Genomic DNA, 13,943 nt, shown 5'->3' on the forward strand with positions numbered 1-13,943 from the left:
AGTTGTCTAAATCGTGTAGGTGATGCGGACGCTGGTGCCTATTCCCGCCGCGGACGTTATGTCCAGCTTTCCCGACATGCTCTTCACCAATTCAGCGCAGTTGGTGAGGCCGAGGCCGACATGAACACCGGCTTTGGTGGAGAAAAATGGGTCTCTCGCCTTGGCCAGCAGGTCCGGGCTCATGCCAGTTCCGTTGTCGACGACGGTCAGGATCAGCTGCGAGGGCCGCAGCGACCGTTTTTTGACGGTAGCTCTAATGGAAATCGCCGGATCCTCCCGCGCGGCAACGGCATTGATCGCATTGCCGACGAGTTCGTCGATCAACAGATGAAATTGTGAAGCTGGTACGCAAACCGCACGCGCCTCGGCATCGGCTTCGACGCGGGTATCGTATTTGCAGTTTCTGACGATCTCCTCGATGAGTTTGCCGAGCGGCGCGGGTTTTGATTCGGCGCGCGCATGTCCGATTGTCGTCAGGGCCTCGGTGATCGAATCCAGCTCCAGAATTGTTCGCAAGGCGGCCTCGGTCATTTCCGGCGGCGGAAGTGTTCTCGCATCGAGATAACCAAGAAATAACCGCAACGCGGCGATCCGGGTACGTGTCATGTGAGCAAAGAGCATTGAAAACGATCGGATGTGATGGTCCCTGTCCCTACCCACCTTGTTGTAGTGATAGATGGCAATCGCAGAGAGGATCAGGGCCGAGACTGCGCCGAAGAGCCTCAGTCTGTTATGGGCGGCGTCAGTCTGGATTTGTGCCGCAACCCTCAACCCCTGGCTATTGCCGACGGTCCTGCTTGCCACCTCAACAAGATAGTTGTCGATGGCCGCCATTGAAACTAGGGCGGACCCATAGCCACGTTGCGTTTTTCCGACCGGAATGAGATCGCTGTCGAGCCTGTTGATTGCTGTCTGCAGGCCGAGAATGTTTTGGTTATCCAGGAACACATGCGCATATTCCAAATGCGCCAGAGATTTCAGATTGAACCGCAGCAGCTTGACGTACTGAGACAAATGGAAATTCTGCTCCCCAGTCTTGGCTGCCAGTTCAAGATAGCCCGTTATGCGGGCAACTTGCTCCTTGGATTGGGAAATTCGGGATCTGATTTCCAGCGCCTGGCCATATATAGCCTCCGTTTGCTGCCTGTAGGATTCGGAACGGGATATCGACCAGATGCTGAGACCCAGCGAGACGAAGAGGCCCACGCAGAGCGCAGCCGGAACAAACTGACGAAAAGGGTACCGCATCAGATGGGCCGCACCTTCACCACAAACCATACCCATATGGCATTTCGGCCGGGTACATAATTCCTCGGAAGGTTCTTCAATGGCCAGACCAGATAGAACGGACCACCATCGTCGACCGAGAGGGGGCGATAGGTCTGATTGGCCTCACAAAGACTTCGGCTCCGATCCTCATCCGTACAGCGTTGTTCGATCGCCAGGATTGGAGAATAGGCGTCAATCTCAACCGCACTTATCCTCGAAATGAAATCGTTATACGCAAGAACTTCGAACTCCCTGGCGCCGGCAATGCCGTTCTTTGCCAGGATGTCCTTGAGCAGGGGGCCACGAAATTCTATCGTACCTAAGCCGCTCCACGGCGTAGCAGTCGTCCGCTCCTGCAGAACATATTCTTTGCGCAAGGATTCGATCGTGTACGTTGCGGTCGCTTTGCCGGCAGTGTCTTCTATGGTCAAGGTGTCGGGGTCGGGTGCCTGCGCCTGTGCTTGAACGATCGAGATTGCAGAAGCGAATAATAATAATCTTGGAATAATTAAGAATTTTAATCTAGACAACGTAATCTCCATAGTATATATTAAAAAATATTAAATTAAATCAAAATATTACAAAGTATATTAAAAATTATGTTGTTAAATATATGGTGCACTCCAAGATCGTTGTCGACGGCATTTGAAAAAATGGTGGCAAACAGGGGAGATTTCCTAGTTTTTGGCGAGCCGTATTGCCAAATATACTTAAAATATAGAGAAGCGAATTATTCCAAAATTGCGGCTGTTTCGGAGTTTGAGGTCCTTACCAAAGGTATATTAGCTGCAAGCAAAACAAAAAATGTCTTCGTGAAGGAGATGGCCCATCACGTTATCGATTATATTGATGGCGACCTAATCGAGAATAGCGTTAATACGTTTCTTATCAGGCATCCACAGTTTTCAGTCCCATCTCTATACAAAATCCTCGACAATTATACCGACGAAGAGGCGGGGTTTGAAAAGCAATTGCAGCTTTTCGAATGGGTTAGGGCAAAATCTGGCCGTGTTCCCATTGTCATCGATGGCGAAATCCTAAGACAAAGTCCCGCAACCGTCGTCAAAGGCTATTTCGATGCACTTGGCCTCGATCCGATGCTTGAAGCGCTGAACTGGAATGAGGGGAGCCGTCAGGATTGGGTCAGTAGGGAGGCCTGGCACCGACAGGCGATCAACAGCACAAAGTTTCTGCCTAACTCGACTGCTATCGATCTTGATATGTATCCGGCGCGGGTTCGCGAAACGGTCGAGCGCTTTGCGCCAATCTACGAACACATGCGGAGTTTCTCGATCCATGAAGTTCGTAAAAGAGCCGGAACCCCTTGACATCAAAGCGAATCTGGCAACTGCCCTGATTTCAAAAGTTTGGCCTTTGCGCGTTTATAATAGCGTTCGGCCGATGCTGCATCGATGCTCATATGCTCACCGAGCTGGTCATAGATTTCCTTCCGGCTGACGCCGGCAGGGCGTTGCATCATCCAGGCGAGGACTTCCTGCTCTCTGGGTGACAGGGCGGTATGATAGATTTCCGGGGCGACGCTTGTCTCATGCATGATGCCCACGCAATAGCCATGATCTGAGATGCGCTCCAGGATGGTGGACATTGTTCCAGGTTTCAGGCTGTTCTTGGCGATATAGCCAGCCACTCCCATGGTGCGGCAAGCCTCCCATTCCTTCTCGCTGTCCGAACCGGTTATGACAATGTGGATTGCCGTCGGGGATCGTTCGACGATCGTCTTGATCACTGTCATGCGATCGTTTTCCGACCTTGGATCATAATCAGGCAGACCCGGATCAATCACAACAAGTGCGAAAGGGACTCTACGCAATTGCTCCAATGCCGACGTCATCGTGGCAGTCGCGTGGACTATGGAAAGGGGCAGGGCCGCCTGCATCTCCTGCACGAGCGCCAGCCGCATGAGGTGCTGGTCTTCGACGATCAATATCTCCTGAATCGAATTCGACTTCGTCATATAAAACAGCTGCTTTCAAAATGTGCGATCACCAATGCGGGCACCGTAGTCGAATCGCTCGAAATCAAATAGGGACAAGGTTGTCACTTTTGCGAAGTGTGGAATCCACTTAAATCGATCGTACGAGATGACAACTGCTTTTCAGGCGCCGCAATTTTGAAGCCCAGACCATTTACTATGAACGACAATTTCATGGAGGCCAGAATAGAAACAATTCTATTGATGTTGGCTATAAATTTTCATAAGGAAGCCCGGTGCGAGGTCGAACGGCTTGAACAGGCCCGGGCGAAATTCAAAGCCGCTGGGGTTGAATACCGGCTAATCGATCGGCGTTTGCGCTTTGCAAGGGTTATTGAACGGCAGTCCAGGGATGAATTGCTCCGTTGCCCCGCGAATACTATTCAAGATGTTGCCGCCAAGGCTGTGCATTTACGCCAAGCCTTATTTCATGACCAAACGATTAGCGAAGCGAGTGAGCGCTCTTTATAAATAACTATAGCTATTTTCATACCTATCAAGAATATCTGAAGTTATTCTCATACCTATCCAGGCGGCATTGTCGCTAGTCGTGCACACGGCCCCGTCATACTGGCGGGGCCGTTTTGCATTGATTGCGCCACAGAATTGGCAAGGAAGTATCCCAGCAACAAGCCGAATACCGATTGTCAAATAAGCAATTGCTTGAGTATCAGCGGACGCGCCGGCATTCGCCGTGGAGCGCCAGACCTGCGTGTCGGACGAGCGGCGCATCGCAATCGTTGGGGCGCTAACCCATTAAAATATATATAAAATTTTAGCTGCATCATTAACGCTAATGCCCGGATTGATTCGACAGCGGGCAAAGAAGATGGTGATCTTGGTGCAGGGCAATTCAATGCCCGTGGTCAGCTATGGGCCAAGGGCGATGTTGAATCCGATGCCCTGGATAATCATCAGACTTTAGTATAACGTGTCGGCGTTAACCTATTGAAAGCCTTGCAAAAATGCGAGGCGATCACTGGAGGTGCTATGCGAAAATTTGCCTCGATCCTTTGCGTCTCGATCCTAACCTCAACATCTTTTTGCCCGATTGGTGCGGCTGGCGCTCAGACTTTAAACGTTGGGTTGACGATTATGCCGGCACATAGCCTGGCCCGGCCAGATTCCCTGGCCCGAAAGGCCAATAGCAACACCAACGGCCATACGCGCATCATAGAGTATTTCTCTCCCGATTATGAGGGCAGCCGCCAGAAACTCCGGCAGCAGAACGCTCGTCGAAGTGTTGCTGCTTCAGTGGTTGCACAATCCACGGCGGGCCTGTCATACCGATGATGAAAGGGACCATTTCCACAGCCGTTTTCACGAATGTGAATTGTTTGATTCGATAAGTGATCAGGCAGAGGTCATCCTTTACTCTGCCACATTCGTTGTTCATCCAAGGTTCATGGGATTGGACTTAAGTCTAATCCTCTAGGGACGTTAACGTTGAAAGCCCTTCCCAAGCGGGCATTTCACTGGAGGAACAATGAGAAAGTTGATTTCTGCAATATGCGCCGTCTTGATATCGGTTGGAACCTTCGGTGCGGCCGAAGTTGCAAACGCAGCGCCGCTTACCGTTCAGAAGCCGATTGAAGCGGCCACGAACAATCCAAATGTCGAAAATGTGCGTCATCGCGACCGCTGGGACCGCCGCTGGGACCGGAGACATTACCGCCGGCATCATGGCTGGGATCGGCGGCACTACGGATGGGACCGCCGTTACCATAATCGCAGGTGGGACCGCCGCTGGGATCGCCGCTATTACCGCCGGTGGGATCGTCCACGCTACTATCGCAGCTGGGACGATGGTCCCTACTACAACCGTTATTACCGCAGAAGCGGTGTCAACGTGATACTGGATTTCTGACAATATGAAGAGCCCCGGTCAAATTGACCGGGGCTTTTTTTATGAAACCCGAACACAGCGAACATACGAAAATGTGATCGCCAGGTGCGGGTGCTTTTCGCGATCTTTAATCTAGAGTGCCAGCCGGAAACCCTTGAAGCCAAACCATTTTAGCCACAAGAGTTGGGAGAGACTCCATGAACAGACTGATTTCTTTTGCTGCGGCGCCGTTGCTTGCCATCGCAGTCTTTTCGGCGTCGGCGAATGCCGATCCGATCAAGGACCGGCAGGCGATCATGAAGGATCAGGGAAAGACCGTCGGCAGCATCACACCCATCATCAAAGGTGAAAAGCCCTTCGACGCTGCTGCCGTGATCGCTGCGCTCAAGCACCTCAATGAGGACGCGCAGAAGATCGATCCGGCCACACTGTTTCCAGCTGGCTCGGACAAGGGCGGCGAGACGACCGCTTCGCCAAAGATCTGGGAAGACAATGCCGGCTTCACGGCCGCATTGGCCAAGTACAAGAAGGACGCGGCCGAGGTAGCTGCGGCCGAGCCGAAAGATCTCGAGAGCTTCAAGGTGGCCTTCAACCAGGTGACGGAGAATTGCGCCGCCTGTCACAAGGCCTTCCGCATCAAGAAAGAGTAGCGACCTTTGATAACCTCACCCCGGGGGTCATCTGACGTGATTTTCTGCGCTTCCGGGCTCATGGACTTGATGTCCACTGCGCTCCGGTTCGCGAAAATCACGCCAGCCACCTCATCGGGCTGGCTTCTCAAGAGATCGCTTTCTAACATGATGCGCAAGCTTGGATTGCTCATTATCCTGCTGGCGCTTATTGGCGGGGCCGGGTTCTGGTTCCTGACGGCTCCGTCCCATGTCGATCCGGCGCGCCTCGCGGCGGTGGCCCCGGGTGACCCGCAGCGAGGCATGAGCGTTTTCTGGCAGGGAGGCTGTGCTGCCTGCCATGCCGCACCGGGCGCCAAGGGCGATGCCCGGCTCGTGCTGGCCGGCGGTCTCAATCTCGTCACGCCGTTCGGCACGTTCGTGACGCCGAATATTTCTCCGTCCAAACAGGGCATTGGCGACTGGTCATTCGATGATCTCGCCAATGCCATGCTGGAAGGCGTCTCGCCCGGCGGCAGGCATTATTATCCGGCCTTTCCCTACACGTCCTACGCGCGGATGCAGGTGCAGGATATTGCCGACCTCCATGCTTTCCTGAAAACCCTGCCGCCGTCGGACAATGTCGCCGGGCCGCACAAGCTCGGTTTCCCGTTCAATATCAGGCGCGGGCTGGGATTGTGGAAACGCCTCTATCTGTCTCCAGAACCCGTACTGACGATTGCCGATGCGAGCGACGCGATCAAGCGCGGGCAATATCTGGTGGAAGGCCCCGGCCATTGCGGCGAGTGCCATACGCCGCGCAATGCCATTGGTGGAATGGACAAGACCCAGTGGCTGGCGGGCGCCACGGCAGCGGAAGGCAAGGGCGTGGTTCCGAATATTACCGGCGGCGAGGGCGGCATCGACTCGTGGTCGCAGAAGGACATCGCCTATGCGTTGGAGAGCGGCTTCACGCCGGAGTTCGATTCGCTCGGCAGCTCGATGGCTGACGTTGTCCTCAACACGGCGCACCTCGAATCCGCCGACCGTGATGCAATCGCCGCCTACCTGAAAGCGGTGCCTGCACATCCCAATGGCTATCCCGCACCCGCCAAGTGATTTCGCACACTTCGCCAAAGCAGGCATGATTTTTCCTTTACCGGCAATTGTTCGGCAATTCTGACGTCGATGGTACCGGTCGTTTGCGCCATGCTTTCCGGCAAGGTGCCCCCGGGGTGGCGCCAGGGTCATGGAAAGGGAAGCTCCAATGTTGAACCGCAGACAGACACTCGCTCTCTTGGGCGGCGTTGCCGCCGCCACAGCACTGCCATTCGCCGCCCGCGCGACTTCGCAGCCCCTGAAAACATTGCGCATCGGCTGGCAGAAGAATGGTGTGCTGGCGCTGGCAAAGGGGCAGGGTGCACTGGAGAAGCGCTTCGAACAGCGCGGTATCAGCGTGAGCTGGGCGGAGTTTTCCTCTGGCCCGCCACTCCTGGAAGCGCTCGGTGCCGGTGCCATCGACTTCGGGCCGACCGGCGATGTGCCGCCGCTTTTTGCGCAGGCCGCGGGCGGGAATCTGCTCTATGCCGGAACATACAGGGGCTCACCGGCAGGATCGGCCATACTGGTCCGCAAGGATTCGCCCATCCAGTCGATCGCCGACCTCAAGGGCAAGCGCATCGCCTTCAAGCGAGGATCGAGCGCCCACAATTTCACGGTGAAAGCACTACGTTCGGCCGGGCTTACGGTTGCGGACGTCACCGCGTCCGACCTTTCGCCTTCCGATGCGGCTGCGGCCTTCACCGCCGGCCAGATCGATGCCTGGGCGATCTGGGACCCCTATTTTGCCGTTGCCGAGAAGAGGCCGGAAACGCGGGTCCTGGCAACTGCCGAGGGTATCGTTGAATCATGGTCGTTTTTTCTCAGCAACGGTGACTTCACCGCGGCGCATGGCGATGTGCTGACGGAAGTCTTCGATGAACTGACCATCGTTGGCAGAAGCGCGCAGGAGAATCTCGACGAGACGATCAAGACGCTTTCGAAGATCACTGGCGTGCCGGAGGACATCCAGCGCGTTGCCCTGACGCGCAAGGGTTCAGATCTTGGCAGCGTCGCCGCGATCTCTGACGGCGCCGTCGCCTATCAACAGGCTCTGGCAGACGAGTTCTTCGATCTCAAGATCCTGCCGAAGAAGCTCAATGTCAGCGAAGTTGTCTGGAAGGGCAGGCCCGCTTAAGCAGCCGTCCATCAGGCTGGTCTCTCGAACAGGTCTGTGGCCATCCTACCGCCGTTCGCAGGCGATCGTATTGGATGTCGAGGCGATGTATTTGCTCTGCATCGTGTAAAGCCAGCCCCGGCATTCGTCGAACGAACGGAAGCAGCGATAGGCCGAGACCGGCCAGCGTGAATCGCCGTTGGAAATGATCGGTGAGTCCATGTACCCTTGGAATCGCCCGATGATAACCCCGCTGCCACGTGGCGGCGGGCTGCAGCGCTGACCGGCATATTCGCTGACATTCTTGCGAACTGCGGCCTGCACGTCGCCCGCATCCACGAGCGACAGTACAGGTTGCGCCAGGAAGCCAAGACCAAGCATCAGGACAAATGCGCTTCGTTTCATCTTAAAATCCTCCGTCGGGATCGATTATACTGAAATTGCCGCGCGATTGCGCCTTAATTCCAGCGTTCAGATGCCAGGAACGGAGCCAGACCCGCGCAAGTTTCGGCGCGGTGGATCACATTTGCGTTTTTCCCACCAGTTTCAGCGCATAGGCATAGACGTAGGCGATTTCTTCCAGCCTCGAGAAACGGCCGGAGGCGCCGGCGTGGCCCGCATCCATATTGATGCGGAAGAGCACGGGATTATCATCCGTCTTGAGCTCGCGCAGTTTTGCCACCCATTTTGCCGGTTCCCAATAGGTCACGCGCGGGTCGGTGAGGCCAGCGACGGCAAGGATCGGCGGATAATTTTGTGCGACGACATTGTCGTAGGGCGAATAGGAGGTCATGTAGGCATAATCGGTCGCCGATGTGATCGGATTGCCCCATTCGGTCCATTCCGGAGGCGTGAGCGGCAGCGTGTCGTCGAGCATCGTATTGATGACATCGACGAAGGGCACTTCCGCGATAATGCCGCCAAAATTTTCAGGCGCCATATTGGCGATTGCACCCATCAGCATGCCGCCGGCCGAACCGCCCTGCGCAACGATGCGATCAGGGCTGCTGAAGCCCTGTTCGACGAGATGGCGCGACGCGGCGATGAAATCCGTGAACGTGTTCATCTTTTTCAGGCGCTTGCCGTTCTCATACCAGTCATAGCCCTTGTCCTTGCCGCCGCGAATGTGCGCGATGGCGTAGATGAAACCGCGATCGGCCAGCGACAGGCAATTGGTGTTGAAGCTTGCCGGGATGGTAATGCCATAGGAGCCGTAGCCATAGAGCAGGCAGGGCGCCGAACCATCGATCTTCGTATCGCGGTGATAGACGATGGAAATGGGCACGATCTCGCCGTCAGGAGCGGGTGCGAGCAGGCGGCGCGTTACATAATCGTCGGGATTGTGGCCGGATGGAACTTCCTGGGTTTTCAGGAGCGTGCGTTCACGCGTGCGCATGTTGTAGTCGTAGAGCTGCGTCGGGGTGGTCATCGACGAATAGGAGAAGCGGATGACTTCCGTATCATATTCCGCGCTGCCCTGCAGACCGAGCGCATAGGCCTCCTCATCGAAAGCAATGGAATGCTCTTCGCCGGTCTGACGGTCGCGAATGAAAATGCGCGGCAGGCCGTTCTCGCGCTCGAGCCAGACCAGATGATTCATATAAGCCGAATGTCCGAGCAGCAACCGCCCGGGCTTGTGGGCGACGACCTCGGTCCAGTTAGCCTTTTCTGGCGCTGTGACCGGCGCACTCATGATCTTGAAATCCTTGGCGCCGTCGGCATTGGTGAGGATGTAGAAGACGTCACCGCCTTCGGTCAGGCTGTATTCGATGCCCGTCTGCCGTTCCGCCACAAGTTTCGGCTCGGCGGTGGCATCGTTTGCGGGGAGAAGCCAGATCTCGGACGTTTCGTGGTCGTGCATATCGATGAAGATGAAATCGTTCAGCGTGCTGCCGCCGACGCCGAGGAAGAAGCCCGGGTCCTTTTCCTCGCGGATCAGCCGGTCCTCGCTCTCGGGCCGGCCGAGCTGGTGGTAGAACAGGCGGGACGGCCGGTGGTTGGCATCGACGCGCGTATAGTAAAAGCCGTCCGACTGGGCATTCCAGACGCCGCCGCCGGACGTGTCGCTAACTGTTTCAGCAGTGTCCTGCAATGTTTCGAGATCACGGACCTTGAGCGTGAAGAACTCCGAACCCTTGTCATCGAAACCCCAGATCATCTTGCTGTGATCGGGGGAATGATCGGCGGAGGCAAGGCGGAAATAAGCCTTGCCGTCACCTTCAAGATCGCCATCGAGCAGCATGGTCTCCGGCCCGCCGTCACGCGGCGTACGGAAGAAGCGCGGCTGCTGGCCGCCGGTCTTGTAGGATGTACCGTAGGCAAACGGGCCATCCTTGGCAGGCACGGATGAATCATCCTCCTTGATGCGTCCCTTCATCTCGCTGAAAAGCTTTTCCTGGAGAGGTTTCGTGTCGGCCATGAGCTCCGACTGATAGGTATTTTCCGCTTCGAGGTGCGTGCGGATCGCCGGATCGAGCGTGGAGGGATCGCGAAAAACGTCCTGCCAGTTTTCTGCACGCATCCAGCCATAATTATCAACACGGGTTATGCCGTGGCGGGTATCGGAAACAGGTCTCTTCTCGGACTGCGGAGCAGGGATGCTGGAAAAACGCGACGTGCTGGTCATGGAAAGTCTTTCAATAATTGCGCCGGTGGGTACGAAATATCCGCCCGGCAATCAATCTGATGTGTGTGCAAAGAGAGGTGTAGGGAAAGTTATCGCCCCGTCAATCCCGATCAAAGACCAAGGCGTTGCCATTCATGCAATAACGCAAGCCGGTCGGAGGGGGGCCATCCGGGAAAACATGACCAAGATGCGCATCGCAATCGGCGCATTTGATTTCTGTGCGGAGCATGCCATAGGAGCGATCTTCAACTGCGTTCACTGCATCCGGTTCGACTGGAGCGTAGAAGCTTGGCCAGCCCGTGCCCGACTCGTACTTGGTTTCAGACCGATAGAGCGGACGGTCGCAGCAGACACATTTATAAAGACCTTGCAGCTTGCTATCGAAGTTCGGGCTTGAGAAAGCGCGCTCGGTTCCATGGTTCCGGGTGATTTGATACTGCTCCGGCGTTAGCAGTTCCCGCCACTCGGCATCTGATTTCACGACCTTGAATGTTTTTGTGCTCATTGCAGGCTCCTTTTTTACACTGATGTAGGTTTCAACACTACTTGCCGCAATATCTGTTATTATAGAATGCTTGTGCGCCGAGGGATTGTTCCTCATTTTTGCCATTTTTTGTCTTAGTGGTATGGCGCAAATCGGTATCTGCGCACTCACAAGTTTTCGCACGTGCAGTCGGGCTCTGGCTTTCTTGCGTCTACCCCCGGTCGTCCATGGTTAAACTCTGCTTGCCGGACTATTTGAAATATTTCTTTCGTGAACGAAGTATTGATTTGACAAATTCAATATGTTCCGGAATAGAATGTTACCAAAGGCGTTGGAGACTCCGTGTGTTCTCGACTTTATATTGGTGATTTTAATCTACCTACCCAAATTTCAAATTAGACGAAGGAATTGGACTTAGATGACCATGTTCGACAATTCAAACACAACTGCCAGCGATGTCCTGTTGGAACTCACGGCGGAATTGGTTGCTGCCTATGTGAGCAACAATTCGGTACCGGCCGGTGATCTGCCAGGATTGATTGCTGATGTTCATGCTGCCTTGGGCCGTGTCGGCGCCGGCGGTGAAGCAGTGGTTGCGGTACAGGAAAAACCCAAGCCAGCTATCAATCCGAAGAAGTCTGTTGCGGACGATTACATTGTTTGCCTAGAAGATGGCAAAAAGTTCAAGTCATTGAAGCGCCATCTGATGACACACTATAGCCTGACTCCGGAACAGTATCGTGAAAAGTGGGATCTTGATCCTTCTTATCCGATGGTTGCTCCGAACTATGCCGCTGCCCGCTCGCGCCTGGCAAAGAATATGGGCCTTGGCCGCAAGCGCAAAAAGGCCGCTTAAGTCTCGTAAGGGCTTCTCTGTATTCGACGAAGCGGCGCCGGGAGGCGCCGTTTTGCGTTTGCGGCGGGGGGATCGAAGGGATCATCGCTATGGCGCCGCGACGCCTGGTTCGATGATCCCGGCCGGCTTGTTTCAGCAGTCTGCTTCCCCTTATGTCCAGCTGGTCGAGGTCTCAGTCAGGACGATATCGAGGCTTTGAGGCTCTCAAGTGCCTGCTTCAATCCGATGTGGCGATTGAGATCGTAGCTCCAGTGTCCCTTGAAACCCTTGAGCCGTTCGCGTTCGATCAGGCGTTTGAGGCGCCTGCATATGCGTGATTTGCTCTCATCATCATGCGCAAGGACGGCATCGAGATCTTCGCCGCAAAGGAATTGAAGCGCGATCCGCTGCCTTGCCTGGTTCTGTGCCTCATCCTTCGCCGCAAGAAATGCGCTTTTCTGTTTATTCCATTCAATCGCCGACATGGTTCCATTTCCTTCCTCGTGGATCGAGGCAGTATGGTTGAAGGCGACGCATGTAGGATAAAAGTCCTATATATCTTTTCCGAAGGACAAATTACAATGAAATAACAGCGCCTTAAATGGTGAGTGGCGGAAAACTTATCCACGACCTTGATAGAGAATTTATAAGAAGATATTCCTATCACGGAAGTGGAGCAAGAATGTCCTTGAATTTCCCCCGCCTTATCCGGTCTGCAACCGAAGCCCAGGCAATGATCGACGCGCTTCGGCCGCGGCGGGGCAGGTTCAAGGCGCCTGCACCGGTCCTCGTAGACGAGGACGCGCCGATGGATGAGCGGCTTTTTCAGATCTGCGATGGTGTCGTTGATATACTTTCCACGTTCTTCAATGTCAGCGGACGTGACCTGCGTTCAAATTCACGCTGCGGACGTCCCGTTGCGCGCGTTCGGCAGATTGGCATGTATATCGCCCATGTCACCCTGGCCCTGACCATGAGCGAGGTAGGACGAGCGTTCGGCCGCGACCGGAGCACGGTCAATCATGCCTGCCATCTGATCGAGGATATGCGCGAAGAACTGGAGTTCGACCGGATTATCCAGACGATTGAAAATATTGTCAGGACTGCCTTCGTACGTGATGGGACGGCCCGCCGATGACGGCTTCCCAAAGGAATGGAGCCAATCCGGCCATGACGCGCCTGCTGCGGTTTCTCGCCAAGGGGCCAGTCAGGATTGCGGAACAGGCGAACCGCGAAAAACTGATGCTCGAAAGTGGGGCTTACGGCAGTATTTCCATTGAACGCGTTGCGGTGAAATCCGTAATAAGCGATGGCCTTGGCGTCCTCCGCAATCAAAGCCTGGTGATCAGTGATGCCGGCCGGGCCCATTTGCGCCGCCTTGAATGCGCGGACGATGCGTACGCCGCCCAGCATCGGCATATTTCCACGACCGCGATTGCCCATGAGAATGGTTTAACGCCGGTATGCATCAACAATGCGGAATCGCCATTGGCGATGCTGCGTCGACGCAAGGATGCATCCGGGAGACAGTTGATCAGTGATGATGCTTTCACGGCCGGAGAGCGGCTGCGCTCGGATTATACGCTCGGCAACCTGATGCCGTCGATCGGTGTCGACTGGGACGTGACAGGATCCGGCACGCGCGCCAATGGTGTGCTCGAGATCACCAATGCCGCGCTGGCTGCACGTCAGCGGGTTGAACGGGCGCTGGAGGCGGTTGGACCGGAACTCTCCGGCGTTCTCGTTGATGTCTGCTGCTTCCTGAAAGGGTTGGAGGCGATCGAGCGCGAACGGCAATGGCCGGTACGCTCGGCCAAACTTATCCTCAAAACGGCCCTGGCGGCGCTTGACCGGCACTATAATCCGGCCCCGCCGGCGCGGCGAAAGGCCCGCATCATTCATTGGGGAACGGAGGATTACCGGCCGCAGATTGGAAGCTAGAGTATCCGTTTTGATCAAGTGGCTTTTTGGTTCCATTTTCGGTTGTCGCGCAGGAGCGCGTTGGCGAGGACGATAAGTTTTCGCATGATTGCAGTTATAGCGACCTTTGGCGGTTTTCCAGTCCCG

16 protein-coding genes and 1 pseudogene are annotated in these 13,943 nt (G+C 55.3%); 9 read left to right on the forward strand and 8 right to left on the reverse strand.

Going from position 1 to position 13,943, the window contains the following annotated elements; genetic code table 11:
• Positions 1 to 6: 6 nt before the first annotated feature.
• Both CU103_RS23755 and CU103_RS23760 read right to left on the reverse strand, forming a co-directional pair.
• Positions 7 to 1,248, reverse strand: a complete 1,242-nt coding sequence (locus CU103_RS23755; protein ID WP_162707197.1) for an ATP-binding protein — start codon at positions 1,246 to 1,248, stop codon at positions 7 to 9.
• Entirely contained in the window at positions 1,248 to 1,799 is a 552-nt protein-coding gene (locus CU103_RS23760; protein WP_106666503.1) for a putative pterin-binding protein, read from the reverse strand. The genes CU103_RS23755 and CU103_RS23760 overlap by 1 nt, the downstream gene beginning before the upstream one ends.
• 69 nt (positions 1,800 to 1,868) lie before the next feature.
• Here CU103_RS23760 and CU103_RS23765 point away from each other — a divergent pair, with 69 nt between their 5' ends.
• On the forward strand, positions 1,869 to 2,597 hold the full coding sequence (locus CU103_RS23765) for a sulfotransferase-like domain-containing protein (RefSeq protein ID WP_280954622.1): 729 nt from the start codon (positions 1,869 to 1,871) through the stop codon (positions 2,595 to 2,597).
• 2 nt (positions 2,598 to 2,599) lie between these two features.
• Here CU103_RS23765 and CU103_RS23770 read toward each other — a convergent pair whose 3' ends face one another.
• Positions 2,600 to 3,244, reverse strand: a complete 645-nt coding sequence (locus tag CU103_RS23770) for a DNA-binding response regulator (protein WP_106666505.1) — start codon at positions 3,242 to 3,244, stop codon at positions 2,600 to 2,602.
• A 177-nt stretch (positions 3,245 to 3,421) separates the two neighbouring features.
• Between CU103_RS23770 and CU103_RS23775 the strand changes: the two genes are divergently transcribed.
• The 5 genes from CU103_RS23775 (at position 3,422) to CU103_RS23795 (ending at position 7,952) form a co-directional block, all read left to right on the forward strand.
• Positions 3,422 to 3,733: a hypothetical protein gene (locus tag CU103_RS23775; protein WP_106666506.1), complete on the forward strand. Its 312-nt coding sequence runs from the start codon at positions 3,422 to 3,424 to the stop codon at positions 3,731 to 3,733.
• Between the two features lie 1,015 nt (positions 3,734 to 4,748).
• The gene (locus CU103_RS23780) at positions 4,749 to 5,129 is read left to right on the forward strand and encodes a hypothetical protein (protein ID WP_106666507.1); all 381 of its coding nucleotides are present in this window, start codon (positions 4,749 to 4,751) and stop codon (positions 5,127 to 5,129) included.
• A 176-nt stretch (positions 5,130 to 5,305) separates the two neighbouring features.
• A complete protein-coding gene (locus CU103_RS23785) occupies positions 5,306 to 5,758 on the forward strand; it encodes a c-type cytochrome (RefSeq protein WP_106666508.1) in 453 nt (150 codons plus the stop codon).
• Positions 5,759 to 5,905: 147 nt separating this feature from the next.
• Positions 5,906 to 6,835 carry a c-type cytochrome gene (locus CU103_RS23790; RefSeq protein WP_106666537.1) on the forward strand — a complete coding sequence of 310 codons (930 nt, stop codon included), beginning with the start codon at positions 5,906 to 5,908 and terminating at the stop codon, positions 6,833 to 6,835.
• A 148-nt stretch (positions 6,836 to 6,983) separates the two neighbouring features.
• The gene (locus tag CU103_RS23795) at positions 6,984 to 7,952 is read left to right on the forward strand and encodes an aliphatic sulfonate ABC transporter substrate-binding protein (protein ID WP_106666509.1); all 969 of its coding nucleotides are present in this window, start codon (positions 6,984 to 6,986) and stop codon (positions 7,950 to 7,952) included.
• Between the two features lie 45 nt (positions 7,953 to 7,997).
• Here the strand turns inward: CU103_RS23795 and CU103_RS23800 are convergent, their stop codons facing one another.
• The 3 genes from CU103_RS23800 to msrB form a co-directional block, all read right to left on the reverse strand.
• Positions 7,998 to 8,336 (reverse strand): metallophosphoesterase, encoded by a 339-nt coding sequence (locus tag CU103_RS23800; protein ID WP_106666510.1) that lies wholly within the window; start codon positions 8,334 to 8,336, stop codon positions 7,998 to 8,000.
• A gap of 115 nt (positions 8,337 to 8,451) precedes the next feature.
• Entirely contained in the window at positions 8,452 to 10,557 is a 2,106-nt protein-coding gene (locus CU103_RS23805; RefSeq protein WP_106666511.1) for a S9 family peptidase, read from the reverse strand.
• Between the two features lie 100 nt (positions 10,558 to 10,657).
• Positions 10,658 to 11,062: a peptide-methionine (R)-S-oxide reductase MsrB gene (gene msrB, locus CU103_RS23810; RefSeq protein WP_106666512.1), complete on the reverse strand. Its 405-nt coding sequence runs from the start codon at positions 11,060 to 11,062 to the stop codon at positions 10,658 to 10,660.
• 403 nt (positions 11,063 to 11,465) lie between these two features.
• Here msrB and CU103_RS23815 point away from each other — a divergent pair, with 403 nt between their 5' ends.
• Complete coding sequence (locus CU103_RS23815) at positions 11,466 to 11,897, forward strand: Ros/MucR family transcriptional regulator (protein WP_106666538.1); 432 nt, start codon at positions 11,466 to 11,468, stop codon at positions 11,895 to 11,897.
• Positions 11,898 to 12,073: 176 nt separating this feature from the next.
• Here CU103_RS23815 and CU103_RS23820 read toward each other — a convergent pair whose 3' ends face one another.
• The gene (locus tag CU103_RS23820; protein WP_106666513.1) at positions 12,074 to 12,361 is read right to left on the reverse strand and encodes a cytoplasmic protein; all 288 of its coding nucleotides are present in this window, start codon (positions 12,359 to 12,361) and stop codon (positions 12,074 to 12,076) included.
• A gap of 197 nt (positions 12,362 to 12,558) precedes the next feature.
• On the opposite strand from CU103_RS23820, the gene CU103_RS23825 reads away from it, so the two are divergent.
• Positions 12,559 to 13,014: a helix-turn-helix domain-containing protein gene (locus CU103_RS23825; protein WP_245448964.1), complete on the forward strand. Its 456-nt coding sequence runs from the start codon at positions 12,559 to 12,561 to the stop codon at positions 13,012 to 13,014.
• Complete coding sequence (locus CU103_RS23830; protein WP_106666514.1) at positions 13,011 to 13,817, forward strand: DUF6456 domain-containing protein; 807 nt, start codon at positions 13,011 to 13,013, stop codon at positions 13,815 to 13,817. The genes CU103_RS23825 and CU103_RS23830 overlap by 4 nt, the downstream gene beginning before the upstream one ends.
• Before the next feature lie 14 nt (positions 13,818 to 13,831).
• Here CU103_RS23830 and CU103_RS23835 read toward each other — a convergent pair.
• Positions 13,832 to 13,943 (reverse strand): annotated as a pseudogene (locus CU103_RS23835) (IS110 family transposase); the annotation flags it as partial.

Origin of the sequence: Phyllobacterium sophorae (assembly GCF_003010965.1) — a bacterium.
GTDB lineage: Bacteria > Pseudomonadota > Alphaproteobacteria > Rhizobiales > Rhizobiaceae > Phyllobacterium > Phyllobacterium sophorae.

Excerpts from the sequence above, each read along its gene's own strand:
- CU103_RS23755 (WP_162707197.1), bottom strand. The coding sequence starts at position 1,248 with ATGCGGTACCCTTTTCGTCAGTTTGTTCCGGCTGCGCTCTGCGTGGGC.
- CU103_RS23765 (WP_280954622.1), top strand. The coding sequence starts at position 1,869 with ATGTTGTTAAATATATGGTGCACTCCAAGATCGTTGTCGACGGCATTT.
- CU103_RS23770 (WP_106666505.1), bottom strand. The coding sequence starts at position 3,244 with ATGACGAAGTCGAATTCGATTCAGGAGATATTGATCGTCGAAGACCAG.
- CU103_RS23775 (WP_106666506.1), top strand. The coding sequence starts at position 3,422 with ATGAACGACAATTTCATGGAGGCCAGAATAGAAACAATTCTATTGATG.
- CU103_RS23780 (WP_106666507.1), top strand. The coding sequence starts at position 4,749 with ATGAGAAAGTTGATTTCTGCAATATGCGCCGTCTTGATATCGGTTGGA.
- CU103_RS23785 (WP_106666508.1), top strand. The coding sequence starts at position 5,306 with ATGAACAGACTGATTTCTTTTGCTGCGGCGCCGTTGCTTGCCATCGCA.
- CU103_RS23790 (WP_106666537.1), top strand. The coding sequence starts at position 5,906 with ATGATGCGCAAGCTTGGATTGCTCATTATCCTGCTGGCGCTTATTGGC.
- CU103_RS23795 (WP_106666509.1), top strand. The coding sequence starts at position 6,984 with ATGTTGAACCGCAGACAGACACTCGCTCTCTTGGGCGGCGTTGCCGCC.
- CU103_RS23800 (WP_106666510.1), bottom strand. The coding sequence starts at position 8,336 with ATGAAACGAAGCGCATTTGTCCTGATGCTTGGTCTTGGCTTCCTGGCG.
- CU103_RS23805 (WP_106666511.1), bottom strand. The coding sequence starts at position 10,557 with ATGACCAGCACGTCGCGTTTTTCCAGCATCCCTGCTCCGCAGTCCGAG.
- msrB (WP_106666512.1), bottom strand. The coding sequence starts at position 11,062 with ATGAGCACAAAAACATTCAAGGTCGTGAAATCAGATGCCGAGTGGCGG.
- CU103_RS23815 (WP_106666538.1), top strand. The coding sequence starts at position 11,466 with ATGTTCGACAATTCAAACACAACTGCCAGCGATGTCCTGTTGGAACTC.
- CU103_RS23820 (WP_106666513.1), bottom strand. The coding sequence starts at position 12,361 with ATGTCGGCGATTGAATGGAATAAACAGAAAAGCGCATTTCTTGCGGCG.
- CU103_RS23825 (WP_245448964.1), top strand. The coding sequence starts at position 12,559 with ATGTCCTTGAATTTCCCCCGCCTTATCCGGTCTGCAACCGAAGCCCAG.
- CU103_RS23830 (WP_106666514.1), top strand. The coding sequence starts at position 13,011 with ATGACGGCTTCCCAAAGGAATGGAGCCAATCCGGCCATGACGCGCCTG.